This is a genomic window from Pantoea sp. GCM10028869 (genome assembly GCF_042666835.1).
Taxonomy (GTDB): domain Bacteria; phylum Pseudomonadota; class Gammaproteobacteria; order Enterobacterales; family Enterobacteriaceae; genus Pantoea; species Pantoea leporis.
On the sequence record NZ_JBHTGO010000002.1, the window covers coordinates 559,910 to 583,914 of the forward strand.

The following is a 24,005-nucleotide window of genomic DNA, read 5'->3' on the forward strand; positions in this document are numbered from 1 at the left end:
AAGGGATGTTACCGGGCAATAAGGTGAGACGCTAGCGCGTTGGGTCAGGTGAGGGTGATTCCATCCCTGGAATCCGGCTTTAGACCGCGAGATCGTCAGGTGTTTTATTCACAACCAATTCAAGCAGATGGCGATAAATATCCAGCTGAATCACATCGCTTTCCATCTCAAGACGGTTAATCAGCGAAGCAATAATCGCTTTATTAGAAACCGGCATACCGGCTTGCAGGATTTCGGCGATGATCTGCCCGAAAACTTCCATTTCACTGCTGTCGCTGTTACCGGCCAGTTTGAAATAGTCAGCGATGGCAGCGCTACTGTTTGCGGCGTTTTGCATATGTGAAGCCCTTAAGATCGGCCTGATGGCAATGTGCCTTCAGCTCCATGATGAAAAAATTTGCACGCGGACAGGCGCGCAACACCCAACTCATCAACCAACGCAAAAAGACACCTCTGAAGGTGGAAATCCACAACACCTTCAGAGGCGACGCAAAGTGCATCATTCGTTACGGAGCCATCTCCTGGCTCACGGGACGTAAACTTATACAATCCGGCGCAACTTGTACAACCTGGATTTTAAGCGATTTGTGCTAATCCTTATTTAACAGTTATTTATGATTTGTAATGTTTTCTAAAAGCTATACAAGAATAGGCCCAAGCCGCCAAATTTTCGGTGAGTTGTACAACTGATAAGGAAAGCTGGAGATTTTTTGTCCTGCCAACTACGTTTGCAGGTGTAAGCAAAATTTTCATTGGCGAGCGGCTTACCTTATAATAACGCTCCCGTTTAGTTAGATACCTAACCATTAGGCCACTACGTTTTGAGCGACTATCCCCAACCCTTTTCTCGTTTGCTGCATCTCACCGCGCACGCGTGGCGTTTGGCTGTCGATCGTCGCCTCAAAGAGAGCGGATTGAGCATGAGCAGCTGGATGGCGATTGCCAGCGTTGCCACCGCCGCCGAGCCGCCAACGCAAAAAGCGCTGGCGCAGTTGCTTGGTCTGGAAGAGGCCAGCGTCGTGCCGCTGGTGGATCGTCTGGTGAAGCAGCAGCTATTGGCGCGCGTGCAGCCGCCGGAAGATCGCCGCAAACGCCTGCTGATTCTGACTGAACAGGGCAGCGTGGCTTTTGCCGAAGTGAAAACGCAGGCCGATGCGCTACGTGCACAGTTGCTGGCGGATATCGATCCTGCATCGCTGGCGATAACGGAACAGGTGCTGCAACAGCTGCTCGCGCGTCTGGGAAGCGTTTAACGGTGGCAAAACGTAATCCTTATGCTCCGCGCGAATGGCTGCCGCATGAGAAGCCGATGCTGCCGGGCTCGCCCTCAACGCCGCTGCATTCGCCTTCTAAGCGCATCGCATTTGGCATCATTGGCTTATTGATCTCGATTACCGGCGCGCTGAGTAACGCGCTGGTCTCTGCCAACCTCACCAATCTGCAAGGCACCTTCGGCGCTTACAGCAATGAGATCGCCTGGTTGCCCGCGGTATATGTGATGGGCAACATCTCCATCAACCTGCTGCTGGTGAAGTTCCGCCAGCAGTTTGGTCTGCGGCTGTTCACCGAAGCGTTTCTGGTGCTATATGTGATCGTGGCATTTTTCCACCTGCTGGCTAACGATCTCAGCTCGGCGATCATTGTCCGCACCGCGCACGGCATGGTCGGCGCGGCGCTCAGTTCGCTCGGCATCTATTACCAGATTCAGGCCTGGCCGGCAAAGCATCGGCTTAAAGCCCTGGTGATTGGCATCACCGCATCGCAGCTGGCGATTCCGCTGGCACGATTGTTCTCCACCGAACTGCTGCAGCTGCAAGAGTGGCGCGGTTTATACCTGTTTGAACTCGGTCTGGCGATGATCTCGCTGGGCTGCGTGCTGGTGGTGAAACTGCCGCCCGGCGACCGCATCAAAGCCTTTGAAAAGATGGATTTCCTCACCTTTATGCTGATGGCACCGGGCATGGCGCTGCTGTGCGCTGTGCTGTCGCTGGGCCGCATCGAATGGTGGTTCAGCACGCCGTGGCTCGGTGTGGCATTAGCGCTGGCGCTGGTGTTGATCGTGGCGGCGATTGTCGTCGAGCACAACCGTAAGAATCCGTTGCTGAATACCCGCTGGCTCAGCAACGGCACGATTGTGCGGCTGGGCATTGTGATGATCATGATGCGTATTCTGCTGGCCGAGCAAAACACCGGCGCGGTGGGTTTCCTGCAGCAGCTTGGCTTACTCAACGATCAGATGCGCGGTCTGGCGTTAGCGATCATTGCCGGGGTGATTTGCGGCATGATCGCCAGCGCACTAACCATTAAACCCACGCATCTGAGCTGGCCAATTGTCGTGTCGTTAGTGGTGATGATCGTCGCCTCGCTGATGGATGCGCAATCCAACCCGCTGACGCGCGCCCACAATCTCTACTTTAGCCAGTTTCTGCTCGGTTTCGGCAGCGCCTTCTTCCTCGGGCCCGCTATGCTGCTGGGGATTGGCGGCGTGGTGACGCAGCCGAAAAACCTGGTCAGCTTCTCGGTGCTGTTCGGTATGAGCCAGAACTTAGGCGGCCTGATCGGCGCGGCCATTCTCGGCACGTTCCAGACGTGGCGCGAAAAATACCACTCCAGCCTGCTGGGCGATCAGCTGTCGCAGCTGGATCCCAACGTGACCGAACGTCTTAGCCAGTACAGCTCGCTGTTTAGCAGCCAGTTGCCGGATAGCGTGCTGCTCAGCGCGCAAAGCAGCAGCCAGCTGCAAACGGTGGCGACGCTGCAAGCTAACGTGCTGGCCTATAACGATACTTATCTTCTTACCGCCGCGCTGGCTTTCATCACCTTAATCTGGGTGCTGTATCGCCTGACGCGCTTACGCTATATCAACTGGCGTCAGACTAAAATGAATGCGGCACAACCAGTAACCCCGACGGAGAATTCATGAGCCAACAGGACGACATTCAGGCGGCGGAGCGCGAGCGCACCAACCGTCGACGCATTCTTTCTATCGCCGCTGGCAGCGGCATTGTCATCGTCGGCGTGCTGGTGATCCTCTATGCCTGGCAGCTGTGGCCGTTCACCAGCACCGTTCAGTCCACGGAAAACGCCTACGTGCGTGGCCAGGTAACCTTTATCAGCCCGCAGGTGAATGGCTATCTGACCGAAGTGAACGTGGTGGATTTGCAGCCAGTGACCAAAGGCCAACTGCTGATGACCATCGACGATCGTATCTATCGTCAGCGCGTGCATCAGGCGCAGGCGCAGCTGGATATGAAAATCGCCGCGCAGAACAACAACCAGCAGCAACGTAAAAGTGCCGAAGCCAATATTCTCAGCAATAAAGCGGCGCTGGAAAATGCCAAAGCGCAGGCGCTGAAAAGCAGCCTCGATCTCAAGCGCGTTGAGAATCTGGCGGCTGATGGCTCGCTGTCGGTACGTGAGCGCGACGCCGCGCGCGCGGCAAATGCCCAGGCGCAGGCGCAGTTGCGTCAGGCGGATGCGCAGGTGGCCGTTTCACAACAGAATCTGCAAACCGTGGTGGTGAATCGCGCGTCACTGCAGGGCGATGTTGCCAGTGCGCAGGCGGCGCTGGAGTTGGCAAATATCGACCTGGCAAATACGCGCATCATCGCGCCAGACAGCGGCCAGCTCGGTCAGCTGTCGGTGCGCAAAGGCAGCTATGTGACCGCCGGCACGCGTTTGACCTCGGTGGTGCCAGAAAACAAATGGATTATCGCGAATTTCAAGGAAACTCAATTGGCGCGCGTGCGTCCCGGCTTGCCGGTGAATATCCGCGTCGATGCGCTCGACGGTAAGCACTACGATGGCCGCGTCGAATTTATTTCGCCTGCCGCCGGTTCCGAATTCAGTGCTATCTCGCCGGATAACGCCACCGGCAACTTTGTGAAAATTGCCCAGCGCATTCCGGTGCGCATCAAAATTTTGAATGACGATCTGCAAGCACTGCGTCCGGGCATGTCAGTGGAAGTGAGCATTGATACCGCCGCAGAGCCGCACAAGGATGCGCCATGAGGCGCTTATTGTTAGCCACCTGTGTGGCATTGATGGTGAGCGGCTGTGCAACGCAAGTGGAAAAAGCGCCCTCATCGTTGCCGATTCCTGAGAGCTGGCGTCAGCAGGTGGGCCCGCATGCGCTGCCGGAGGCGCAATGGTGGCAGAACTTCGGCGATGCCAATCTCAATCGCCTTGTCACGCAGGCGTTGCAGCACAACAGCGATGTCCTCACCGCGCGTTCGCGCGTGGATCAATACCGTGCCGAGTTGCGTGCCGCGCAGGGCGATAATTTTCCAACGCTGTCGGCGGGCGTGGCGGCTACGCATCAGCGTGCGCTGTCGGCGGCCACCGGTCAGCCGTATGAAAACGCGGTGTTTCAGGGATTGCTGCAGGCCAACTACGAGGTGGATTTATGGGGCAGCCGCAGCAACAGCATTCGCGCCGCAGAAGCTTCGCTGGATGCGCAGCGTGCTGCCGCTTCTGCCGCTGAGCTCACCGTCGCCAGTTCGGTGGCATCGGGCTACCTCAGCTTGTGTGCGCTGGATGAACAGCTGCGCGTAACCCAGGCAACGCTGGCGACGCGCAAAAACTCGCTCAACCTGGCGCAGCGCCAGTTTGAAACCGGCTACACCTCGCGCCTTGAATGGATGCAGGCCGCCTCGGAATATCAAACCGCCAAAGCGCAGATCCCGCAGTTGCAGCATCAGATCGAGCAGCAGGAGAACGCGCTTAGCGTGCTGGTGGGCATGAACCCGCGCCAAATTGCGCGCAGCAACCAGTTCGACCACATCAAGCCGCAAACCCTGCCATCGCTGCTGCCGTCGCAGCTGCTGAATCGTCGTCCCGATATTGTTCAGGCGCAGCGCCAGCTGCTGGCCGCCGACGCGTCACTGGCGTCAACCCAGGCCAAACTGTTGCCGTCGCTCAATCTCACCGCCAGCGGCACCTTGCAAAGCAGCGAACTGCATCAGCTGCTGGATAATCCGTTCCGTCTGTGGAGCATTGGCGGCAGCATTCTGGCTCCGCTGTTAAATCGCGAAGCGCTAACTGCTCAGGTGGATGTGGCGATGGCGACGCGTAATCAGGCGCTGTACGGTTATGAAAAAGTGGTGCGTAACGCCTTCTCCGACGTGGATAACGCGCTGGATGCCATTCGCCGTAGCGAGGAGCAGCTGGCGGAGTTGCAGAAACAGGAGAGTTATGTGGCGGAAGCGTATCGCATTGCCCACAACCGTTACCAAAATGGTTACGCCTCTTATCTGGATGAGCTGGACGCCCAGCGCACGCTGTTCAGCACTCAGCTGAATATCGTGTCAGTAAAAAATACGCTGTTGTTAGCGCAAATCGATCTATATCGTTCGCTCGGCGGCGGCTGGCAGGGTTAAACATCATGTCGCAAGACCATTTTTCGGTAGAAATTCCGCCGTAAAACGGCCTGCGTCTGGTTTTAAATCGGCAGTAAACGATTCTAAAGTCATTCATGCTTCTTTTTACTTGTCTTTACAAATAATGTTATTATCCGCCCGCTTTACACAGTCTGAACGGAACAGTGTTGGTAAGTTTACCAGCGCGGTCGCTCACTTAAGCGGCATGCAAAGACAGGGGAAGAAAAGGAAAATGATGAATAAAAAAATCGGTTTTGCGTTGTTAGTTACTGCGGTCCTGTTAACCGGCTGTGCGCCGCGTACCGCGCCGATCCAGAATGTTAGCCAGACCGTGGGTCAGAGCTACTCGGATGAGCAAATGAAGCAAGCTATCGTCCAGGCGGGCGCCGCTAACCATTGGGTGATGACGCCAGCGGGTCCAGGCGTGATGAATGGTCACCTGGCCGAGCGCGGACATACCGCGGATATTCGCGTGAACTACACCGCGAACAGTTATCAAATCCAGTATGTCAGCAGCCAGAATCTGAAAGCAGGCAGCGGTCAGATTCACCGCAACTATAACCGCTGGATTCAGAACCTGAGCCAGGGCATCCAGACGCGACTGGCGGTCGAAGCCGCTAAATAAGCGCGAAGCGTGATTGCTGACATAATGTTGTAAAGTTAGCCGTAACGCTGCCGAAATAGAAACAGGCGGGCCACGTGCCCGCCTTGTTAATCGGCGACATCCGCATGGGATGACGGGTATAGAGAGCAAGGAAGGGATGCCGCGCAGCGAAAACCGGACCATCCCTGAGGCTGAAGAAAGAATACAGGTATGAAACTCGCTTACTCCCTTGTTGACTGGCACGCCATCGCGCCGGGCAACAGCACCGCAGAAGAGTGGCAACGTTGGGCGCAACAGGCACCGGCGTTAGATGCCACGCAACCTATCGCGAAACCCCAATTTTTGCCGATGATGACCGCGCGTCGTCTCAGCGCCGGCAGCCGTGCTGCGGTTGAATGCGGGCTGGCGTTATTGGCGCGGCACAGCGTGGACGCCATCGTCTTCACCAGTCGCCACGGCGAACTGGAGCGTAATCTGCGCATTCTCACCGCGCTGGCGGAACAGCAAGCGCTGTCGCCCACCGATTTCGCCATGTCGGTTCACAACTCAGCGGTGGGCAGTTTGACCATCGCCGCGCGTCAGCCGTTGGTTTCATCCTCGGTTTCGGCCGGTATTGATAGCTTCCAGCAAGGATTGATAGAAGTGGCGGCGCTGCATCAGGCGGGTTACGCGCAGGTGCTGCTGGTGGATTTTGACGGCGTGGTGCCGGATTACTACCGTCCGTGGCTACCGGAAATCGATCGCTTTAATGCGCCGTACGCGGTTGCGCTGCTGCTACGGGCGGGCGAGGCATGGCGTTGCGAAGCGCAGGCCGGCAAACCCGCTGAGCCGCACAACCCTCTGCCGCAAAGTCTGCAATTTCTGGCGGCGATGCTGCACAACACGCCACGTTTTAGCATGGCCGGCGAGCGCCATCAGTGGCACTGGGAGCGTCTGCATGGTGGATAATTCGCTGACCGAGGCGCGTCCCGGTTTTAACTATTACTGGCGGCTGGTGATGACCGCCGTCAGCTTCACGCTGTTCAGCGTGGGCGGCCTGCTACTGTCGCTGATTTGGTTCAATCTGCTGTTACTGGTGCAGCGCGATGGCCTGCGCCGTCGCCATATCGCCCGCAGCAGCATCGCCTGGAGCTTCCGCTGCTTCCTGCGTTTCTGCCGCGTTGTCGGGGTTTACGATTACCAGATCATCGGCGCAGAACAGCTGCGTCAGGATCGCGGCTGCCTGATCGTCGCCAACCATCCGTCACTGATCGATTACGTGATGATCGCGTCGGTGCTGCCGGAGATGGATTGCCTGGTGAAAGCCGAGCTGCAGCACAACATTTTCTTCCGTGGCGTGATTCGCGCCGCCGATTACCTGATTAACAGCGAAGCCGATACGCTGCTGCCAGACAGCCAGCAGCGGCTGGCGCGCGGCGATACCATTCTGATTTTCCCGGAAGGCACGCGCACACGTTATGGCGAGCCGCTGAAGCTGCAGCGCGGTGCCGCCAACATTGCGGTGCGCGCGGGCTGCGATTTGCGTGTGGTGCACATCAGCTGCACCGAGCGCATGCTCGATAAGCAAAGCCGCTGGTATCAGATTCCGCTGGTTAAACCGATTTTTACTGTACGCGTACAATCGCGTATTGCCAGCCACGCCTTTAGTGAGGCCGAAGAGGATTCGCAGCCGCTGGCCGCACGTCGTCTGACGCGTCATCTGCAACAGGCGCTGGTGCCTGAAGAGACCAACTAAGTTATGCAAGTACTGATTAACGACATCAAACAGATGATTATCGACACGCTGAATCTGGAAGATATCAGCCCTGACGACATCGAAACCGACGCACCGCTGTTTGGCGAGGGGCTGGGCCTCGATTCAATCGATGCGCTGGAGCTGGGACTGGCGGTGAAAAATCGCTTCGGCGTACAGCTCTCCGCCGAGAGTGAAACGCTGCGCGCGCACTTTTTTTCCGTGGCTACACTGGCCGCGTTTGTTGAACAACAGCAAGCCTGAGAGCAGTCAACATGATGAACAAAAACGAAATTTACCAGGAAGTGGCTTCGCTGCTCACCTCGCTGTTTGAAATTGAGCCGGATGATATTCGTCCGGACGCCCGCCTGTATGAAGACCTCGAGCTGGATAGCATCGATGCGGTCGATATGGTGGTGCATCTGCAAAAGCGTACTGGCCGTAAGATTAAACCGGAAACCTTCCGCGCGGTGCGTACCGTGCAGGATGTGGTGGATGCCGTCGATCAACTGATGCGCGACGAAGCCTGATCGCATGCTGCTGCGGCTGCTAAACGGAGCGGCGCTGCTGGCGTGGCCGTTTCTGGTGTGGTTAACCCTCACCCAGCCACAGTGGCGCGGCGTAACGGGCCTGCTGGCGCTGCTGTTTGTGCTGCGCGTCTGGACGCTGCGCCGTGCCGCCGGGCCGATGGCGCGCGTGATGCTGATGCTGGCGCTGGTGGGCAGCGCGTTATGCCTCGCCAGCCTGCTGCTGCGATCGCAACATCTGCTGCTGTGGTATCCGCTGGTGGTCAATGCATCGATGCTGCTGCTGTTTGGCGCGTCGCTGTGGAGCCCCATGCCGCTGGTGGAACGGCTGGCACGGCTGCGCGAACCGGATCTGCCACCGCGCGCGGTGCGTTATACCCGCCGCGTGACGCAAGTGTGGTGCGGCTTTTTCATCTTCAACGGCAGCGTGGCGTTGCTCACCTGCCTGCTCAATGATGTCACGCTCTGGACACTCTGGAATGGGTGCATCAGCTATCTGCTGATGGGCACGCTGATGGGCGGCGAATGGCTGCTGCGTCAGCGCATAAGGAAACAGGCATGAACTTACATAGCCTCCGCGACTGGCTCAGCGCGCCGGATCGCATGGTGGCCTGGCACGGCCAACAGCAACATACGCTGCACACCTTGCGTCAGCAGGTGCGGGCGCTGGCCGATCGGCTGCAAAACCAGCCCGGCCAATATTGGGCGCTGTGCTTTGATAACAGCTATGCGTTTACCGCCGCGCTGCTGGCGCTGTGGCACGCCGGTAAAACGCCGGTGATCCCCGGACACTGTCGCGCGGCCCAGCTGGAAGAGATGGCCGACAGCCTGGATGGCGTGATCAGCGATATGCCGCTGGCAGTCGCGCTGCCGCAGCTGCGCTGGGACGGCGCGCTGGCGAGCGGTGCGTTACCGCCGATCGCCGCCGACGCCACGCTGGTGTTGTTCACCTCTGGTTCGACCGGCACGCCGCGTCGCGTAGTGAAATCGCTGCGCGCGCTGGATCTTGAAGCCCGCTGGCTCTCCAGCTTGTGGGGCGCACGCTTACGTGATTGCCATGTGATTGCCTCTGTCAGCCATCAACATCTGTATGGCCTGAGTTTTCGCATCGTGCTGCCGATGGCGTTGGGTTTACCCTTTGCCGCGCAGCAAATTTTCTACAGTGAACAGCTGGCCGATCATTCACCCGATCGTCGCTACGCGTTTATCAGCAGCCCAGCGTTTCTGCGGCGTCTCGATCCTGCATTGGCCGGGCCGCGCTGCGAACTGATCGTGTCCGCCGGTGGCGCGTTGCCGTGGACGGCGGCGCAGCATGCGCAACAGGCGCTGAGCTGTACGGTTGATGAAATCTATGGCAGCACCGAAACCGGCGTGATTGGCTGGCGCTCTGCACGTGAGGAGAACGCGCTGTGGCACTGTTTCCCGCAGATTACCCTGCGTGAGCAGGACGCCGGACGCTGGCGGGTGTTTTCCGCCTTGCTGGAAACCGATGACGGTTGCGCGCTCGACGATCGTATCGTGCAGCAACCGTCCGGCCAGTTTCAGCTGGCGGGACGTCAGGATCGCGTGGTGAAGATCGAAGATAAACGCGTATCGCTGAGTGAAATTGAACGCCGCCTGCTGGCGTTGCCCGGCGTGGAAGATGCCGCCGCGCTGGCGATTCAGCGTCACGGTCGTCACGCGATTGGCGTGGTGCTGGCGCTGCCTGAGATGCTGGATGCGGCGACGCTGCATCAGCTAAAAATTGAGTGGAAACGCGCCCTGCAACCCTGGCTGGAGCCGGTGGCGATTCCGCGCTATTGGCGCGTGGTGACGTCGATTCCTGTCACCGCACAAAGTAAACGCGCCTGGCCACAAATTGAGGAGTTATTTGATGCTGCCGGTTGAACTGCATGCCGAACAGCAGGGCGATACACTGACATTGCGCCTGCACGTTGTTGCCGATCTCTTTTGGTTTCGCGGCCATTTCCCGACGCTGCCAATTCTGCCCGGCGTGGCGCAGCTCGACTGGGCGCTGCATTACGGCCTGACGCGTTTAGCCATCGGTAAATCTTTCGCTGCGATTGACAATATCAAGTTCCAGCAGCCGGTGCCGCCGGATGCCGAACTGGCGTTACAGCTGCAGTGGCAGGCAGAAAAATCGCTGCTCAGTTTCAGCTACAGCCTGATCAACGGCGATGTGGCGACGGTGGCCAGCAGCGGGAAGATCCGCCTGTGTTGAGTTCTCACTTCACGCCTTGTGTGCTGATTCCCTGCTATAACCACGGCGCGATGCTGGCGTCGGTGCTGGCGCGGCTGGCACCGTTCAACTTGCCGGTGATTCTGGTGGATGACGGCAGCGATGCCACCACCAAACAGCTGATTGCGGCGCTGGAGGCACCGCAGTTGCGGGTGCTGACGCTACCCCACAATCAGGGCAAAGGCGCGGCGGTGATTGCCGGGATGCGCGCGGCGGCGGCGGCGGGTTACAGCCACGCGCTGCAACTCGATGCCGATGGTCAGCATCAGGTGGAAGACACGCCGCGTATGCTGGCCGAAGCGCAGCGTTATCCGCACTGTCTGATCTCCGGTCAGCCGCTTTACGACGCCTCGATTCCCAAATCGCGCCTCTATGGCCGCTACATCACCCATTTCTGGGTGTGGGTGGAAACGCTGTCGTTCTCGCTGAAAGACAGCATGTGCGGCTTCCGCGTCTATCCGCTCGCGCCATCGCTGGCGTTGTGCGATCGCCATCCAATTGGTCAGCGCATGGATTTCGACACCGAAATCATGGTGCGCCTCTATTGGCAGGGCACGCCGAGCCGTTTTATCACCACGCGCGTGACCTATCCGGCCAGCGGCGTATCGCACTTTGATGCGCTGCGGGACAACCTGCGCATCTCATGGATGCACACGCGGCTGTTCTTCGGCATGTTGCCACGCATCCCGAAGTTACTGCGTCAGCGTAGTGATGCGCAACACTGGTCTGCAACGCCGGAACGACGCGGGCAGAGCGGTTTGCGCTTTATGCTGTGGCTCTATCGCCGCGCCGGACGCTTGCCTTTTATCTTGCTGCTGTGGCCGGTGGTGGCGGTTTACTGGCTAACCGGACGCACCGCGCGCGCCGCCTCGCAGCAGTGGCTGAAGCGAGTGCGGGCGATGGCGCAGCAGCAGAACATCGCGCTGCCTGCGCCGCTCAGCAGCTATCGTCACTTTCTGCGTTTCGGCTACAGCATGCTGGATAAAGTCGCTAGCTGGCGCGGTGACCTGCAATGGGGACGCGACATTGATTTCGCGCCAGGTGCGGAAGCCACCATTCGCGCCGCCGAGGGCAAAGGCCATCTGATTCTGGCCTCGCATCTCGGTGATATCGAAGCCTGCCGCGCGATGGCCAAACAGGTCAGCGGATTGGTGATTAATGCGCTGGTGTTTACTGACAATGCGCAACGCTTCCGCGAGGTGCTGGAGAGCATTGCACCGCAGGCGGGCGTCAATCTGCTGCCGGTCACCGATATCGGTCCGGACACCGCCATTCTGCTGCAGCAAAAACTTGATGCCGGTGAATGGGTGGCGATTGTTGGCGATCGTACCGCCGTGCATCGCCAGCGCGGCGGTGAGCGTCGCGTGGTGTGGAGTGAATTTATGGGCCATCCTGCACCGTTTCCCCAGGGACCGTTTGTGCTGGCGGCGGCGTTGCGCTGTCCAGTGCTGCTGATGTTCGCCCTGCGCGAACAGGGGCGATTGCGGGTGCACTGCGAAGCCTTTGCCGATCCGCTCTCGCTGCCGCGCGCCCAGCGCCAGCAGGCGTTACAGGCCACCGTCGATCGCTACGCCGAACGGTTACAACAGCACGCGCTGATGGCGCCGCTGGATTGGTTTAACTTTTACGATTTCTGGACGTTGCCCGAGGAGAAAAGCCGCGATGAGTGAAAGCAACTACCGCGCTGAGGTGGACATTACCGTGTCGTTTCACGACTGCGATCCGATGGGCGTGGTGTGGCACGGCAACTATTTCCGCTTTTTTGAAGTGGCGCGCGAAGCCTTGCTGCGCAGCGTCAATTACAGCTACGGCGAAATGGCCGCCAGCGGCTACGTCTGGCCGGTGGTCGATACCCATGTGAAATACCGCCAGCCGCTGCGCTGCGAAGAGGTGGTCCGCGTCGTCGCCAGTATCAGCGAATACGAAAACCGTTTACGCATTGATTATGTGATCCGCAACGCGGCGGGGCAGGTGACCACCAAAGCCCACACGCTGCAGGTGGCGGTTAATGCAGCGACGCAGGAGATGTGTTTTGTCTCGCCCGATATTCTGTTTGAACGCCTGGGAGTGAAACCGTGATCAGAACCCTTTGTCTGCTGCTGCTGGTGATCTGCGCCAACGCCAGCGCGGTCACGCTCGAGCAGTTGCAACAGCGCTTTGCCAGCCAACCGGTGATCCGCGCCAATTTTGTTCAGGTGCGCACCATTGCCGGCATGGCGCAGCCGCTGGTGTCACGCGGTCAGTTGCTGATCGCCCAGCAGCAGGGTTTGTGGTGGCAGCAAGCCACGCCGTTCCCGCTGATGCTGATCCTTGATGATAAGCGCATGGTGCAGAGCATGAGCGGTCAGCCGCCGCAGGTGATCACCGCCGACAGCAATCCGCAGATGTTCCAGTTCAACCATTTGTTGCGCGCGCTGTTCCAGGCAGATGAAAAGGTGCTGCGTGAGAATTTTGCGCTCGATTTCCACGATCTGGGCAACAACCGCTGGCAACTTGGTTTGACGCCGAAAGCCGCGCCGCTAAATAAGATCTTTAACCGTATCGATCTGCAAGGCGAGGCGTTTCTTAATCGCATCACGCTGGATGATAAGCAGGGCGATAAAACCGAGATCACCCTTAGCGCTACCCGCACCGAACCGAAACAGTTAACCGATGAAGAGCGAGCCCGTTTTGCCCCAGCGCAGTGAAAAAACCGTTGCGCTGCTGTGGCTGGCGGTGTGCCTGACGTTAGCGGTGGCGCTGGCGGTTTTGCTGCCGCGCAGCCAGCTGAATAGCAGCGTGCTGGCGTTATTGCCGCAGCAAAACCTCGGCCAGGCACCAGCGGAGATCCAGCACGGCTTTATGCAGCGCCTCGATCGTCAACTGGTGTGGCTGGTGAGCGCCAACGATCACCACGGCGATGCGGTTGCGGCCTGGTGGCAAGCGCAGCTGCAAGCCTTGCCGATGCTGACACAGGTAAGCGGCGCGCTGGATGACGATCAGATGCAGCGCTGGGGCGCCTATGCGTTTCAACATCGCAACGGCTTGATCGATCCGGCCACGCGCGCGCGCTTGCAGAACGGCGGTGACGCGCAGGCCGACTGGATTCTGGCGCAGCTGTTCTCGGCTTTCGCGGGCGTCGGCAGCAAAGAGATCGGCCACGATCCGCTGCTGCTGGTGCGCGGCGCACAGCTGGCGATGCAGCAGAACGCCAATAAAATGCTGCTGCATAACGGCTGGCTGACGGTCAAGGATGCGCAGCAGCGCCGCTGGTATTTCCTGCACGGCGAGCTGGCGAGCAATGCTTTCAGTATCAAAGAGAGCCATCAGCTGGTGACCGCGCTCAATCAGCTGGAGCAACAGCTGAAAACCCGCTGGCCGGATGCGCAACTGCTGACGCGTGGCACGGTGCTGTTTAGCGACGATGCCAGCCAGCGCGCGCAGCATGATGTCGAAACCCTCGGCAGCGCAACGTTAGCGGGATTGCTGCTGCTGGTGTGGCTGGTGTTCCGTTCATTACGGCCGCTGGCGCTCTGTGCATTGTCGGTGGCGATGGGCGCGATGGCGGGCACGGTGCTGACGCTGCTCTGTTTTGGTGAGCTGCATCTCACCACCTTAGTGATGAGCCTCAGCATTGTCGGTATTTCGGCCGATTATACGCTCTACTATCTGACGGAACGCATGGTGCACGGCGAGCAAGCCACGCCGTGGCAAAGTTTGCATAAGGTGCGCGGCACGCTGCTGCTGGCGCTCGGCACCACGGCGATTGCCTGGCTGCTGATGCTGCTGGCACCGTTCCCCGGCTTGCGCCAGCTGGCGGTATTTGCCGCCAGCGGATTAAGCGCATCCTGCCTGACGGTGATCTGTTTTTATCCGTGGCTGGTACGCGGTTTACCGGTGCGGCCGATTCCGGCCATGGTATGGCTGGCGCGCTGGCTGGCCGCGTGGCGACGCAATAACGGGCTGAAGCGCGGCTTACCGGCGCTGGTGGCGATCTATGCGCTAAGCGGCATGCTGCAACTCAAGGTCGATGATGATATTGCCCATCTGCAAAGCGCCCCGGCGCAGCTGTTAGCGCAGGATCGTCAGCTGGCGCAGCTGACCGGTCAGCAGGCCGATCAAACCTGGTTTGTGGTGTGGGGCGATGATGAACAGCAAGCGCTGCAACGGCTGAGCGCGCTAACACCGAAGCTGCAGCAGGCGCAGCAGCAAGGCTGGTTCAAAAGTTATCGCGTGCTGCCGCTGAGTTCGCTGGCGCAGCAGCAGCAGGATGTAGCGCTGCTACAGCAGGCTGCACCAACCATTCTGGATCGATTGAAGCAGGCGGGCATTACTGTAGCGAATGCCAATCTCAGCGCCATGCCGGTAACCGCCGCCGACTGGCTGGCGAGCCCGCTGAGTGAAGGCTGGCGGCTGCTGTGGCTGTCGCTGCCGGACGGACGCAGCAGCGTGCTGGTGCCGATCGGCGGCGTTAAGAACAGCGCCGCGTTGCAGCAGCTGGCATCCCAGCAGGCGGGCGTCAGTTGGGTCGACCGCAAGGCCAGCTATGATGAACTGTTCCGCTTCTGGCGCACGCTACTGAGCGGATTGCTGGCGCTGGCATTATTGCTGATTACCGGCAGCTACATGCTACGGTTGGGCGTGAAAGCCGGGATGCGCAGCGCGCTGCCGTCGTGGCTGTCGCTGGCGGCGGCGCTGGCGACGCTGGGCTGGATCGGCGCGAGCCTCAATCTGTTTGCCTTGCTGGCGCTGATTCTGGTGCTGGGCATCGGCATCAACTACACGCTGTTCTTCAGCAATCCGCGCGGCACGCCGTTAACTTCCATGCTGGCGGTGACGCTGGCGATGATGACCACGCTGTTAACGCTCGGCATGCTGGTGTTCAGCAGCACCGCCGCCATCAGCGGTTTTGGCACCGTGCTGTGCAGCGGGATTTTTTGTGCATTCTTGCTGGCGCCGCTGGCGCTGGCCCCGGGAAAAAGGAAGCGACGATGAAAATGGGCATTTTGCTGCTGTTGAGCCTGCTGGTAAGCGGCTGCGCGCAGCATCAGAGCGACCTCAACCGGCCAACCGCGTGGCTGAAACCGGGCGTGCGCGTCACGTTGCCGGCGCCGGGCATCTCGCCCGCGTTTCAGCAGCAGCAGTTGCTGACCGGCCACGCCAAAGGCAAAACCCAGTCGCTGCTGGTGCTGCTGAGCGCGGATTCACAGCAGCTGAGCCTCGCCGGTTTGTCATCGCTTGGCATTCGCCTGTTCCGCGTCACCTATGATAAGAACGGCATTCACACGCAGCAGATGATGGCGCTGCCGGAAATGCCGCCCGCCAGTCAGGTGTTGGCGGATGTGATGCTGAGCCACTGGCCAATCAGCGCGTGGCAGCCGCAGTTGCCGCGCGGCTGGACGCTGACCGACATCGACGATCGGCGCGAGCTGCGCGATCCCGCTGGCAAGGTGGTAACGCTGATTCGCTATCTGCAGCGCGGCGAGTTGCGTGAGCCGATCAGCATCGACCAACGTGCTTTTGGCTATCAGATTCAAATCCAACATCTGGATACGTCATCATGATCTACATCTCCGCTTTTGGCATGGTGAATGCGCTGGGCAACAACCTGGCGCACATCGCCACACAGCTGCAAGCGGGCCACGCGCCCGGCATGCAACCGCGTGACGGCTGGCTGCAAGACGGCAAACGCTGCTGGCTGGGCGAAGTGCAGGGCGCATTGCCGCTGATTCCTGCCGCGCTGGCGGCGCATAACACCCGCAACAATCAGCTGCTGCTGGCCTCGCTGGCGCAGATACGCCCGGCAGTGGATGCGGCGATCGCGCAATATGGGCGCGATCGCGTGGCGATTGTGCTTGGCACCAGCACCTCCGGCGTTGATGAAGGCGATCGTCAGGTGGATGACGCCTTGTCGGGCTACGATTACCGCATGCAGGAGCTTGGCGATCCATCACGCTTCCTGGCGCATTTTTTAGCGCTGGACGGTCCGGCTTACACCATTTCGACTGCCTGCTCATCCAGTGCGCGCGCCATAATCAGCGGCCAACGTTTGATTGATGCTGGTTTAGCGGACGTGGCGCTGGTGGGCGGCGCGGATTCGCTAAGTCGTATGCCGATTAACGGTTTCGCCAGCCTGGATTCACTCTCTGAACGTCACTGCGCGCCGTTTAGCGCCGATCGCGACGGCATTTCGATTGGTGAAGCTGCCGCGCTGCTGCTGCTGACGCGCGAAAAGCAGCCGCTGGCGCTGCTCGGCTGCGGTGAATCGTCGGACGCGTGGCACATGTCGGCACCGCATCCTGAAGGCATCGGCGCCGAGCGCGCTATGCTGATGGCGCTGCAACAGGCGGGTTTACAGCCGCAGGATGTTGGTTACATCAACCTGCACGGTACCGCCACGCCGCTGAACGATCAGGTAGAATCTGCGGTGATTCATCGCCTGTTTGGTGAACGCGTGCCGTGCAGTTCAACCAAACACCTGACCGGCCACACGCTGGGCGCGGCGGGCGCCACCGAAGCGGCTTTAGCCGCACTGATTCTGCAGCAGCATCTGCCGCTGCCGCCGCAGGATTTCTCGCTGGCGGCACGCGATACCTCGCTGCCGGCGTGCGGTTTGATCACCACGCCGCAGCCTTTGGCGCTCCCGGTGATTGCCTCAAATTCGTTTGCTTTTGGCGGGAACAATACCTGCCTGATTGTAGGAAAGCCTTATGAGTGATTTTCTGCCGGTTGATGCTTATCTGCCGCATCGCGCGCCGATGCTGCTGCTGGATCGCGTCATCCAGGTCACCGACGACAGCGTGATCTGCGAAGTCAGTATCAACGCGACAGGCGTGGTGGCCCCTTTTCTCACCGCACAGGGCGATTTACCGGCGTGGTACGGCGTGGAGATCATGGCGCAGACCGTTGGCGTCTGGTCGGGCTTTCATGCGCGTCAGCGCGGCGGCGATGAGATTCGTCCCGGCATGCTGCTTGGCGGACGCGGTTATCGTGCCAGCAGCGCCGCTTTCGCCGCCAACAGCGCGCTGCGCGTTGAAATGCGTCTGCTGATGCGTGACGACCGATTGGGCAGCTTTGAAGGGGAGATCCGCTGCGGCGAGGCGATCATCGCCAGCGGGCGGCTGAATACCTATCAGCCCAATGAACACGAGTTAATTCAATTGCAACAAGGAGTTCAGCCATGACACGCAGCGTTTTAGTGACCGGCGCAAGTAAAGGTATTGGCCGCGCCATCGCATTGCGTCTGGCGCAGGATGGCTTTGAGATAGTGGTGCATTATCACCGCGACAGCGCCGGTGCCGCGCAGACGCTGGCTGAGATTGAGGCGGCAGGCGGATGTGGGCGCACCTTGCAGTTTGACGTGGCGCAGCGCGATGCCACACGCAGCGCACTGGAACAGGATATCGCCGCACACGGCGCCTACTACGGCGTGGTGAGCAATGCGGGCATCACGCGTGATGCGGCGTTCCCGGCGCTGACCGATGACGAGTGGGACAGCGTGATCCACACCAATCTCGACAGCTTTTACAACGTGATTCATCCGTGCGTGATGCCGATGATTGGCCTGCGCAAGGGCGGACGCATTATTACGCTCTCCTCGGTCTCGGGGATCATGGGCAATCGCGGCCAGGTCAACTACAGCGCGGCCAAAGCCGGTATTATCGGTGCCACCAAAGCGCTGGCGATTGAGCTGGCGAAACGCAAAATTACCGTTAACTGCATCGCGCCCGGCTTAATTGATACCGGCATGACCGATCTTGAGCCGCTGGTGATTGACGAGGCGATGAAGCTGATCCCGATGAAGCGCATGGGCGCGGCGGATGAAGTCGCCGGACTGGCCAGCTACTTAATGTCGGACATCGCGGGCTACGTCACGCGTCAGGTGATTTCAATCAATGGAGGTATGCTGTGATTCAGCGCGTAGTGGTAACCGGCATGGGCGGCGTGACCGCTTTTGGTGAGCGCTGGAGCGCGGTGGCTGAGCGGATCAAACAGGGCAAAAATGCGGTGCGCCATATGCCGGAATGGCAAGTGTACGACGGCTTGCACACGCTGCTCGGCGCGCCGGTGGACGACTTTACGCCGCCAGCGCATTACACGCGCAAACGCATTCGTTCGATGGGGCGCGTGTCACTGATGGCGACGCGCGCCACCGAACTCGCGCTGGAGCAGGCCGGTTTGATCGATCATCCGGTGCTGACCAGCGGTGAAACCGGCATTGCTTACGGCTCCTCAACCGGCAGCACCGGACCGGTGAGTGAGTTCGCCACTATGCTGACGGAAAAGCACACCAACAACATTACCGGCACCACTTACGTGCAGATGATGCCGCACACCACCGCCGTTAACGCGGGCCTGTTCTTTGGCCTGCGCGGCCGGGTAATCCCGACGTCCAGCGCCTGTACGTCGGGCAGCCAGGCGATCGGCTATGCGTGGGAAGCGATTCGTCACGGTTATCAAACCGTGATGGTGGCGGGTGGAGCGGAAGAGCTGTGTCCATCCGAAGCGGCGGTGTTTGACACGCTGTTCGCCACCAGCCAGCGTAACGACGCGCCGCACACGTCGCCCGCGCCGTTCGACCAGCAGCGCGACGGATTAGTGATTGGCGAAGGTGCAGGCACTTTGATCCTCGAATCGCTGGAACATGCGCAGGCGCGCGGAGCCACCATTTATGCCGAGCTGGTGGGTTTCCACACCAACTGCGATGCCGCGCATATCACCCAGCCGCAGCGTGAAACCATGCAGATTTGTATCGAGCGCGCGCTGAAAACCGCCGGCGTCACGGCGGAGCAGATTGGCTATATCAATGCCCACGGCACCGCCACCGATCGCGGCGATATCGCCGAGAGTCAGGCCACCGCAGCGATTTATGGCAACAGCACGCCAATCTCTTCGCTAAAAAGCTACTTTGGCCATACGCTGGGCGCGTGCGGGGCGCTGGAAGCCTGGATGAGCATTGAGATGATGCGTGAAGGCTGGTTTGCGCCGACGTTGAATTTGTCGCAACCGGCCGCTGAATGCGGTGAACTTGATTACATCATCGGTGAAGCGCGCCAGATTGAGACAGATTACATCCAATCCAATAACTTCGCCTTTGGCGGGATTAACACTTCGCTGGTGTTTAAACGCTGGCGCGAAGGCTGATAGCAGGTCGCCATGAATGGCGCTTGTTAGTTAAGTCCGCGACGAACGCATGCCGGCTGCTTCGGTACATGTTGTTGAAAAGGGCACAGTTGCCAGAGGCGCTGGCGCGTCTGCTGCGGCAAAAGGGCTATTCGCAGCGCTGAGGCTTTTACGTTGGGCCAGGAGCCTCACGCATGGATGCGTGAGGCAGTTCGGGGTCGGCCAGGGAAGGCCGATCCGCGAACGGTCCGTTGGCACGACGTGGAAGCCGAAGGCACCGCGCTAGCGGCGCGAGGACGGCCCGTGACGCAGCAGATGTGTCAGAGCCCGCTACCAAGTCAAAGCAAAACCCTTTCTTCAGTGATAAGCATTGGTCGCCATGAATGAATGGCGACCCTACAAGACCGGGCAGGGTACCTATTGCACCACTCCTCCATGATATGAACGCAAAAAGTGGGATTTTTCTTGCTTTCGGGCAACGACTGCGCATAATCGCAAACCGCAATAATAATGATTATCACTTCGTTTGCATTAGGGGATCCCATGCGCGCTATGCCTTTCAATCCCGGACTGAAACCGACGCTGTTGGCCGTAATGGTCAGCGCCGGTTGTTTGCCAGTGATGGCTGCTACCACCAACACCACAACCTCAACTGACGCGAAAAACGAGCAGCAGACGCTGACCGTGACCGCGACACCGCAAACCGATTTCAAACCAGGCGGCAACGATCTGGTACCGGCTTTCCTCGATGGCCAGGTTGCACACGGCGGCCGCCTTGGCATGCTGGGTGAGCAGAACGCCATGGACGTGCCGTTCAACGTCATTGGTTTTACCTCGAAAATGATTCAGGATCAGCAGGCGCAAACCATCGGTGACGTGGTGCGCAACGATGCTGGCGTGCAGAATCTGAAAGGCTACGGCAACTTTGCCGAGAGCTATCGCATTCGTGGCTTCAAGCTGGACGGCGATGCCATGACCTACGGCGGCCTGGCGGGTATCGTGCCGCGTCAGGTGATGGATGCCTCACTGATTGATCGCGTGGAGATCTTCAAAGGGGCTAACGCCTTGCTGAACGGTTCGGCGGAGAGCGGCGTCGGCGGCATGATTAACCTCGAGCCGAAGCACGCTGATGATACGCCGCTGACGCGCATCGGGGTGGACTACACGTCCGGTTCCCAGGTGGGCGGCACCGCCGATATTGGTCGTCGTTTTGGCGACGATAATCAGTTTGGCGTGCGTCTGAATGCGGTTAACCGCGAAGGCGGCACCGAGGTGGATGGCGAGAAAAAACGCACCACCGCTGCGTCACTCGGGCTGGATTATCGTGGCGATCGTCTGCGTACGTCGCTCGACGTTGGCTACCAGAAAAAGACCTTCCACGATGCGCGTAACGGCGTCAACATCAGCGGCATCGATTTCATTCCCGATGTGCCGTCCAACACGAAAAACTACAGCCAGAAGTGGGTGTTCAGCGATATCGAGTCGGAGTTTGGTCTGGCGAAAGCCGAATACGATCTGACCGATCAGTGGACCGCCTATGCGGGCCTCGGCGCGCAGCACACACATGAAGTGGGCAACTACGGCATTCCGAAGATCCTCGACAGCGCCGGCAACGCCACCATTGGCCGCTTCCGCACCAATCGCGTGCAGGACAACATGAGCGGCATGGTTGGCCTGCGTGGTGATTTCACCACCGGTCCGGTGACGCATAAAGTGAATTTCGGTTATTCGGCGATGACCACGAATGCGAAAAACAGCTATCGCATGTCGTCGGGCAACGATGCCAACGTAAATATTTATCACCCGCAGGATGTGGCTGAACCGGATAGCGTGTTCGCCGGTGGCGCTAAGTTCAGCGATCCGCTGACCACTTACCGTTCACGTTCGCAGGGCTACCTGCTGAGCGATACGCTGGGCTTCTTCGATGACACCTTGCTGGCAACCGTCGGCGCGCGTCATCAAAAAGTGGTGGTGCGTAACTATGGTTATGACGGTGCGGAAGATAGCGCGACACGTTTCGACAGCAGCCGTTGGTTGCCGGCGTACGGTTTGCTGTATAAAGCCACGCAAAATATCTCGCTGTATGCCAACCATACCGAATCGCTGACGCCAGGCACCGCCGCGCCGTTTACCGCCACCAACTACGGTAGCGTGACCGGCATCGTACATGCTAAGCAGAACGAAGTGGGTGTCAAAGCGGACTTTGGTCGCGTCGGCGGATCGCTGGCGCTGTTTGAAATCAAACAGCCGGTTGGCGTGCTGAACAATTCGGTCTACCAACTGAATGGCGAGCAGCGCAACCGTGGCGTGGAGTTGAACGTATTTGGTGAGCCGGTGCTGGGCCTACGCCTTAACAGCAGCGCCACCTGGATCGATCCGGATATGACCAAAACCGGTGACAGCGATCAGGATGGCAAAAACGCCATCGGCGTACCGCGCTTCACTGCGGCGCTGGGTGCGGAGTATGACATCAAGCCGGTGGACGGTTTGACCGCCACAGCATTGCTGAACTACACCGGTTCACAATATGCCGACCTGGCAAACAACATGAAGCTGGATGATTACACCACGCTGGATTTGGGTCTGCGTTACCGCATGAAGGTTAACCAGAACGATATGGTGTGGCGCGTGGGCGTGGATAACGTCACCAATGAGAAATATTGGGCCAATGTTGATGACAGCGGCACCTATTTGTCGCAGGGTGAACCACGCACGGTGAAGGTTTCACTCAGCTACGATTTCTAATCTGCTCTCGAATGGGGCGCGCCTGCGCCCCATTATTTCTCCGCCAGAAATTTTCCTGTAACTTAGGGCGCATTGCATTACACTCTGTGCGGCAATCCTGCGCGAAAACTCGCCTTTATTTTTGAGTCATCATGAGTTCACCTGCACCACCAGACGACCACGACGAACCTTATCGGCAGCCGCTCGACGACGCGCTCTTCGCCATTGTGGTGCTTGCAGTCACTTCGGTTACGCTTATAATCTTCGTCCTGATGATTACGCTGTGGATGAGTTAAGGTCAGCACCGGGAAAAGGAAGCCTGCAAGGAGATGTCGATGGAAACCAGCGATGACAAACTGATCGCCATAATTGGCCTGCTTTCCGCCTGTTTAATTGGCGTGGTGTTTCTCTTCACCATGACCTGGCTCACCGACGTGCGTCACCCCGCGGATCCTTCACTCGATGTGCAAACCTGCCCGCAAAAACCCGCCACTACGCAACAGTCTTAGCTTTTTGTCTGCCAGTTCTGCCACTTAATCTGTTGACTGCGCAACTCCAGCGCCAGCGCCTCATGCAGGGTGCGATTGCCATTGGGATCGCCGAGGCCAAACAGCGCGCCCGGTGAACGCCGATCGTCGGCCCACGCCGGATACTCCACCACCGGATAGAGTGAAATCCCTTCCAGCGCCACGCCGTGATCCAGCGCCAGACGCGCTTCTTCACTGATCTGCCGCAGCCAGGGCGCTCGCGCATTACCTTCGGCTCCGGTTTCGGCCAGAATCATCGGGCGCTGATAACGTTGCCAGCACTGCATTAACAAACGGTGCAGCGGTTGGCGCGTCGGATGGTCGATTTGCATGGTTTCGCCTGAGAAAAACCAGTGATTGTCGGGATAGTAATTAAGACCCAGAATATCGAGGAAATCCGCGCGGCCACCCAGTTCCGGCGCATCGCGTCCGCCAATCCAATCCCAGGCTTCAAACTGCGCCTGATGCTGCGCGTCGGCATAAGGTTTGCTGTCAGGGTTATCGGGATCGGTCGCCACCTGCACCAGCGGATCGGTCAGCACAAAGCGGGCATCGGGATAAACCTCGCGAATGGCGTGCATCGCCGCCAGCGAGGCGCGCACTAATTGGCGCTTCAGCTCACGACCGCGATCGCTGGCGTAGGGATCGAGCCAGGAAACATCCGCGCCGGCCCACGACCAGAATGAGATCTGATTGATCGGCGTGAAAAAGGGCTTTTCGATGCCTTCATCGCGCATCAGTTGCGCCATGGCGCGGGCGAAGCGTTCAAAGTGATCGATAAAGCTGGCTTTCCAGATATCCAGGTGATCGGGATAGCCAAAGTGTGCCAGCTCCCAGATAATCTGCATATCGTGACGCGCCGCGGCGTGCACCATCGGCAGAAAGGTGCGCCAGTCATATTCGTTGGGCACGGCTTCAATCAGATGCCAGCGAGCGCCATCGCGCGCGGTGTGCAAACCTTCCTGCGCCAGTGCGGCATAATCTTTCTCCAGCAGCATGTCGTGGCCGCTGCTGATCACCATATCGAGCCGACGTCCGCCTGCGCGACGGGCGGTTGAACAGGGAAAACTGCCCTGAAAGAAACTGCGGAACAGCTGAGGGTGATGGCGCAGGGATTGCTGAGTCATAATCCTCTCCTCACATTGAGCGCCGGATGCAGAATGCAGAACGCC

The 24,005-nt window shown here is 59.2% G+C and carries 25 protein-coding genes; 23 read left to right on the plus strand and 2 right to left on the minus strand.

From position 1 onward, the window contains the following. Positions 1-79: 79 nt before the first annotated feature. A complete protein-coding gene (locus ACFQW4_RS06915; protein ID WP_008102310.1) occupies positions 80-337 on the minus strand; it encodes a biofilm/acid-resistance regulator YmgB/AriR in 258 nt (85 codons plus the stop codon). A 484-nt stretch (positions 338-821) separates the two neighbouring features. Between ACFQW4_RS06915 and ACFQW4_RS06920 the strand changes: the two genes are divergently transcribed. The 23 genes from ACFQW4_RS06920 (at position 822) to ACFQW4_RS07030 (ending at position 22,815) form a co-directional block, all read left to right on the plus strand. Continuing rightward, positions 822-1,253 carry a MarR family winged helix-turn-helix transcriptional regulator gene (locus ACFQW4_RS06920; protein WP_101760893.1) on the plus strand — a complete coding sequence of 144 codons (432 nt, stop codon included), beginning with the start codon at positions 822-824 and terminating at the stop codon, positions 1,251-1,253. Between the two features lie 2 nt (positions 1,254-1,255). Continuing rightward, positions 1,256-2,923: an MFS transporter gene (locus tag ACFQW4_RS06925; protein WP_101760892.1), complete on the plus strand. Its 1,668-nt coding sequence runs from the start codon at positions 1,256-1,258 to the stop codon at positions 2,921-2,923. Further along, a complete protein-coding gene (locus ACFQW4_RS06930) occupies positions 2,920-4,011 on the plus strand; it encodes an HlyD family secretion protein (protein ID WP_110865890.1) in 1,092 nt (363 codons plus the stop codon). Before ACFQW4_RS06925 ends, ACFQW4_RS06930 begins: the two co-directional genes overlap by 4 nt. After that, a complete protein-coding gene (locus tag ACFQW4_RS06935) occupies positions 4,008-5,378 on the plus strand; it encodes an efflux transporter outer membrane subunit (protein WP_377724528.1) in 1,371 nt (456 codons plus the stop codon). The genes ACFQW4_RS06930 and ACFQW4_RS06935 overlap by 4 nt, the downstream gene beginning before the upstream one ends. A 235-nt stretch (positions 5,379-5,613) precedes the next feature. After that, a complete protein-coding gene (locus ACFQW4_RS06940) occupies positions 5,614-6,003 on the plus strand; it encodes a hypothetical protein (protein WP_167391170.1) in 390 nt (129 codons plus the stop codon). Between the two features lie 189 nt (positions 6,004-6,192). Next, positions 6,193-6,930, plus strand: coding sequence for a beta-ketoacyl synthase chain length factor (locus ACFQW4_RS06945; protein WP_377724530.1), 738 nt, complete (start codon positions 6,193-6,195; stop codon positions 6,928-6,930). After that, on the plus strand, positions 6,920-7,717 hold the full coding sequence (locus ACFQW4_RS06950) for a lysophospholipid acyltransferase family protein (protein ID WP_354465913.1): 798 nt from the start codon (positions 6,920-6,922) through the stop codon (positions 7,715-7,717). The genes ACFQW4_RS06945 and ACFQW4_RS06950 overlap by 11 nt, the downstream gene beginning before the upstream one ends. Positions 7,718-7,720: 3 nt before the next feature. After that, the gene (locus tag ACFQW4_RS06955) at positions 7,721-7,978 is read left to right on the plus strand and encodes a phosphopantetheine-binding protein (protein WP_007887282.1); all 258 of its coding nucleotides are present in this window, start codon (positions 7,721-7,723) and stop codon (positions 7,976-7,978) included. Positions 7,979-7,989: 11 nt separating this feature from the next. Continuing rightward, positions 7,990-8,244, plus strand: coding sequence for an acyl carrier protein (locus ACFQW4_RS06960; protein WP_101760886.1), 255 nt, complete (start codon positions 7,990-7,992; stop codon positions 8,242-8,244). Positions 8,245-8,248: 4 nt separating this feature from the next. Next, entirely contained in the window at positions 8,249-8,803 is a 555-nt protein-coding gene (locus ACFQW4_RS06965) for a hypothetical protein (protein WP_192413701.1), read from the plus strand. After that, on the plus strand, positions 8,800-10,128 hold the full coding sequence (locus tag ACFQW4_RS06970; protein WP_377724533.1) for an AMP-binding protein: 1,329 nt from the start codon (positions 8,800-8,802) through the stop codon (positions 10,126-10,128). The genes ACFQW4_RS06965 and ACFQW4_RS06970 overlap by 4 nt, the downstream gene beginning before the upstream one ends. Continuing rightward, positions 10,115-10,462 (plus strand): hydroxymyristoyl-ACP dehydratase, encoded by a 348-nt coding sequence (locus tag ACFQW4_RS06975; RefSeq protein WP_217547008.1) that lies wholly within the window; start codon positions 10,115-10,117, stop codon positions 10,460-10,462. The genes ACFQW4_RS06970 and ACFQW4_RS06975 overlap by 14 nt, the downstream gene beginning before the upstream one ends. Continuing rightward, complete coding sequence (locus ACFQW4_RS06980) at positions 10,456-12,150, plus strand: glycosyltransferase (protein WP_280172671.1); 1,695 nt, start codon at positions 10,456-10,458, stop codon at positions 12,148-12,150. The genes ACFQW4_RS06975 and ACFQW4_RS06980 overlap by 7 nt, the downstream gene beginning before the upstream one ends. Further along, on the plus strand, positions 12,143-12,559 hold the full coding sequence (locus tag ACFQW4_RS06985; protein ID WP_101760881.1) for a thioesterase family protein: 417 nt from the start codon (positions 12,143-12,145) through the stop codon (positions 12,557-12,559). The genes ACFQW4_RS06980 and ACFQW4_RS06985 overlap by 8 nt, the downstream gene beginning before the upstream one ends. Continuing rightward, on the plus strand, positions 12,559-13,167 hold the full coding sequence (locus tag ACFQW4_RS06990; protein ID WP_370445552.1) for an outer membrane lipoprotein carrier protein LolA: 609 nt from the start codon (positions 12,559-12,561) through the stop codon (positions 13,165-13,167). The genes ACFQW4_RS06985 and ACFQW4_RS06990 overlap by 1 nt, the downstream gene beginning before the upstream one ends. After that, the gene (locus tag ACFQW4_RS06995; protein WP_377724536.1) at positions 13,133-15,454 is read left to right on the plus strand and encodes an MMPL family transporter; all 2,322 of its coding nucleotides are present in this window, start codon (positions 13,133-13,135) and stop codon (positions 15,452-15,454) included. Before ACFQW4_RS06990 ends, ACFQW4_RS06995 begins: the two co-directional genes overlap by 35 nt. After that, entirely contained in the window at positions 15,451-16,023 is a 573-nt protein-coding gene (locus tag ACFQW4_RS07000; RefSeq protein WP_377724537.1) for a DUF3261 domain-containing protein, read from the plus strand. Before ACFQW4_RS06995 ends, ACFQW4_RS07000 begins: the two co-directional genes overlap by 4 nt. After that, positions 16,020-17,177, plus strand: coding sequence for a beta-ketoacyl-[acyl-carrier-protein] synthase family protein (locus ACFQW4_RS07005; RefSeq protein WP_377724539.1), 1,158 nt, complete (start codon positions 16,020-16,022; stop codon positions 17,175-17,177). Before ACFQW4_RS07000 ends, ACFQW4_RS07005 begins: the two co-directional genes overlap by 4 nt. After that, positions 17,170-17,643 (plus strand): 3-hydroxy-fatty acyl-ACP dehydratase, encoded by a 474-nt coding sequence (locus ACFQW4_RS07010; protein WP_377724541.1) that lies wholly within the window; start codon positions 17,170-17,172, stop codon positions 17,641-17,643. The genes ACFQW4_RS07005 and ACFQW4_RS07010 overlap by 8 nt, the downstream gene beginning before the upstream one ends. Beyond that, complete coding sequence (locus ACFQW4_RS07015) at positions 17,640-18,371, plus strand: 3-ketoacyl-ACP reductase FabG2 (protein WP_192234328.1); 732 nt, start codon at positions 17,640-17,642, stop codon at positions 18,369-18,371. The genes ACFQW4_RS07010 and ACFQW4_RS07015 overlap by 4 nt, the downstream gene beginning before the upstream one ends. Then, complete coding sequence (locus tag ACFQW4_RS07020) at positions 18,368-19,603, plus strand: beta-ketoacyl-ACP synthase (RefSeq protein WP_192413685.1); 1,236 nt, start codon at positions 18,368-18,370, stop codon at positions 19,601-19,603. The genes ACFQW4_RS07015 and ACFQW4_RS07020 overlap by 4 nt, the downstream gene beginning before the upstream one ends. A gap of 522 nt (positions 19,604-20,125) precedes the next feature. Continuing rightward, on the plus strand, positions 20,126-22,327 hold the full coding sequence (locus ACFQW4_RS07025) for a TonB-dependent receptor (protein ID WP_377724544.1): 2,202 nt from the start codon (positions 20,126-20,128) through the stop codon (positions 22,325-22,327). A 314-nt stretch (positions 22,328-22,641) separates the two neighbouring features. Continuing rightward, the gene (locus ACFQW4_RS07030) at positions 22,642-22,815 is read left to right on the plus strand and encodes a hypothetical protein (protein WP_217546985.1); all 174 of its coding nucleotides are present in this window, start codon (positions 22,642-22,644) and stop codon (positions 22,813-22,815) included. On the opposite strand, the gene ACFQW4_RS07035 is transcribed toward ACFQW4_RS07030, so the two are convergent. Further along, entirely contained in the window at positions 22,812-23,960 is a 1,149-nt protein-coding gene (locus ACFQW4_RS07035; RefSeq protein WP_377724546.1) for a beta-glucosidase, read from the minus strand. The two genes, ACFQW4_RS07030 and ACFQW4_RS07035, sit on opposite strands and share 4 nt — an antisense overlap. Positions 23,961-24,005 lie beyond the last annotated feature (45 nt).

Excerpts from the sequence above, each read along its gene's own strand:
- ACFQW4_RS06915 (WP_008102310.1), bottom strand. The coding sequence starts at position 337 with ATGCAAAACGCCGCAAACAGTAGCGCTGCCATCGCTGACTATTTCAAA.
- ACFQW4_RS06930 (WP_110865890.1), top strand. The coding sequence starts at position 2,920 with ATGAGCCAACAGGACGACATTCAGGCGGCGGAGCGCGAGCGCACCAAC.
- ACFQW4_RS06935 (WP_377724528.1), top strand. The coding sequence starts at position 4,008 with ATGAGGCGCTTATTGTTAGCCACCTGTGTGGCATTGATGGTGAGCGGC.
- ACFQW4_RS06940 (WP_167391170.1), top strand. The coding sequence starts at position 5,614 with ATGAATAAAAAAATCGGTTTTGCGTTGTTAGTTACTGCGGTCCTGTTA.
- ACFQW4_RS06945 (WP_377724530.1), top strand. The coding sequence starts at position 6,193 with ATGAAACTCGCTTACTCCCTTGTTGACTGGCACGCCATCGCGCCGGGC.
- ACFQW4_RS06950 (WP_354465913.1), top strand. The coding sequence starts at position 6,920 with ATGGTGGATAATTCGCTGACCGAGGCGCGTCCCGGTTTTAACTATTAC.
- ACFQW4_RS06955 (WP_007887282.1), top strand. The coding sequence starts at position 7,721 with ATGCAAGTACTGATTAACGACATCAAACAGATGATTATCGACACGCTG.
- ACFQW4_RS06960 (WP_101760886.1), top strand. The coding sequence starts at position 7,990 with ATGATGAACAAAAACGAAATTTACCAGGAAGTGGCTTCGCTGCTCACC.
- ACFQW4_RS06965 (WP_192413701.1), top strand. The coding sequence starts at position 8,249 with ATGCTGCTGCGGCTGCTAAACGGAGCGGCGCTGCTGGCGTGGCCGTTT.
- ACFQW4_RS06970 (WP_377724533.1), top strand. The coding sequence starts at position 8,800 with ATGAACTTACATAGCCTCCGCGACTGGCTCAGCGCGCCGGATCGCATG.
- ACFQW4_RS06975 (WP_217547008.1), top strand. The coding sequence starts at position 10,115 with ATGCTGCCGGTTGAACTGCATGCCGAACAGCAGGGCGATACACTGACA.
- ACFQW4_RS06985 (WP_101760881.1), top strand. The coding sequence starts at position 12,143 with ATGAGTGAAAGCAACTACCGCGCTGAGGTGGACATTACCGTGTCGTTT.
- ACFQW4_RS06995 (WP_377724536.1), top strand. The coding sequence starts at position 13,133 with ATGAAGAGCGAGCCCGTTTTGCCCCAGCGCAGTGAAAAAACCGTTGCG.
- ACFQW4_RS07000 (WP_377724537.1), top strand. The coding sequence starts at position 15,451 with ATGAAAATGGGCATTTTGCTGCTGTTGAGCCTGCTGGTAAGCGGCTGC.
- ACFQW4_RS07005 (WP_377724539.1), top strand. The coding sequence starts at position 16,020 with ATGATCTACATCTCCGCTTTTGGCATGGTGAATGCGCTGGGCAACAAC.
- ACFQW4_RS07010 (WP_377724541.1), top strand. The coding sequence starts at position 17,170 with ATGAGTGATTTTCTGCCGGTTGATGCTTATCTGCCGCATCGCGCGCCG.
- ACFQW4_RS07015 (WP_192234328.1), top strand. The coding sequence starts at position 17,640 with ATGACACGCAGCGTTTTAGTGACCGGCGCAAGTAAAGGTATTGGCCGC.
- ACFQW4_RS07025 (WP_377724544.1), top strand. The coding sequence starts at position 20,126 with ATGCGCGCTATGCCTTTCAATCCCGGACTGAAACCGACGCTGTTGGCC.
- ACFQW4_RS07030 (WP_217546985.1), top strand. The coding sequence starts at position 22,642 with ATGGAAACCAGCGATGACAAACTGATCGCCATAATTGGCCTGCTTTCC.
- ACFQW4_RS07035 (WP_377724546.1), bottom strand. The coding sequence starts at position 23,960 with ATGACTCAGCAATCCCTGCGCCATCACCCTCAGCTGTTCCGCAGTTTC.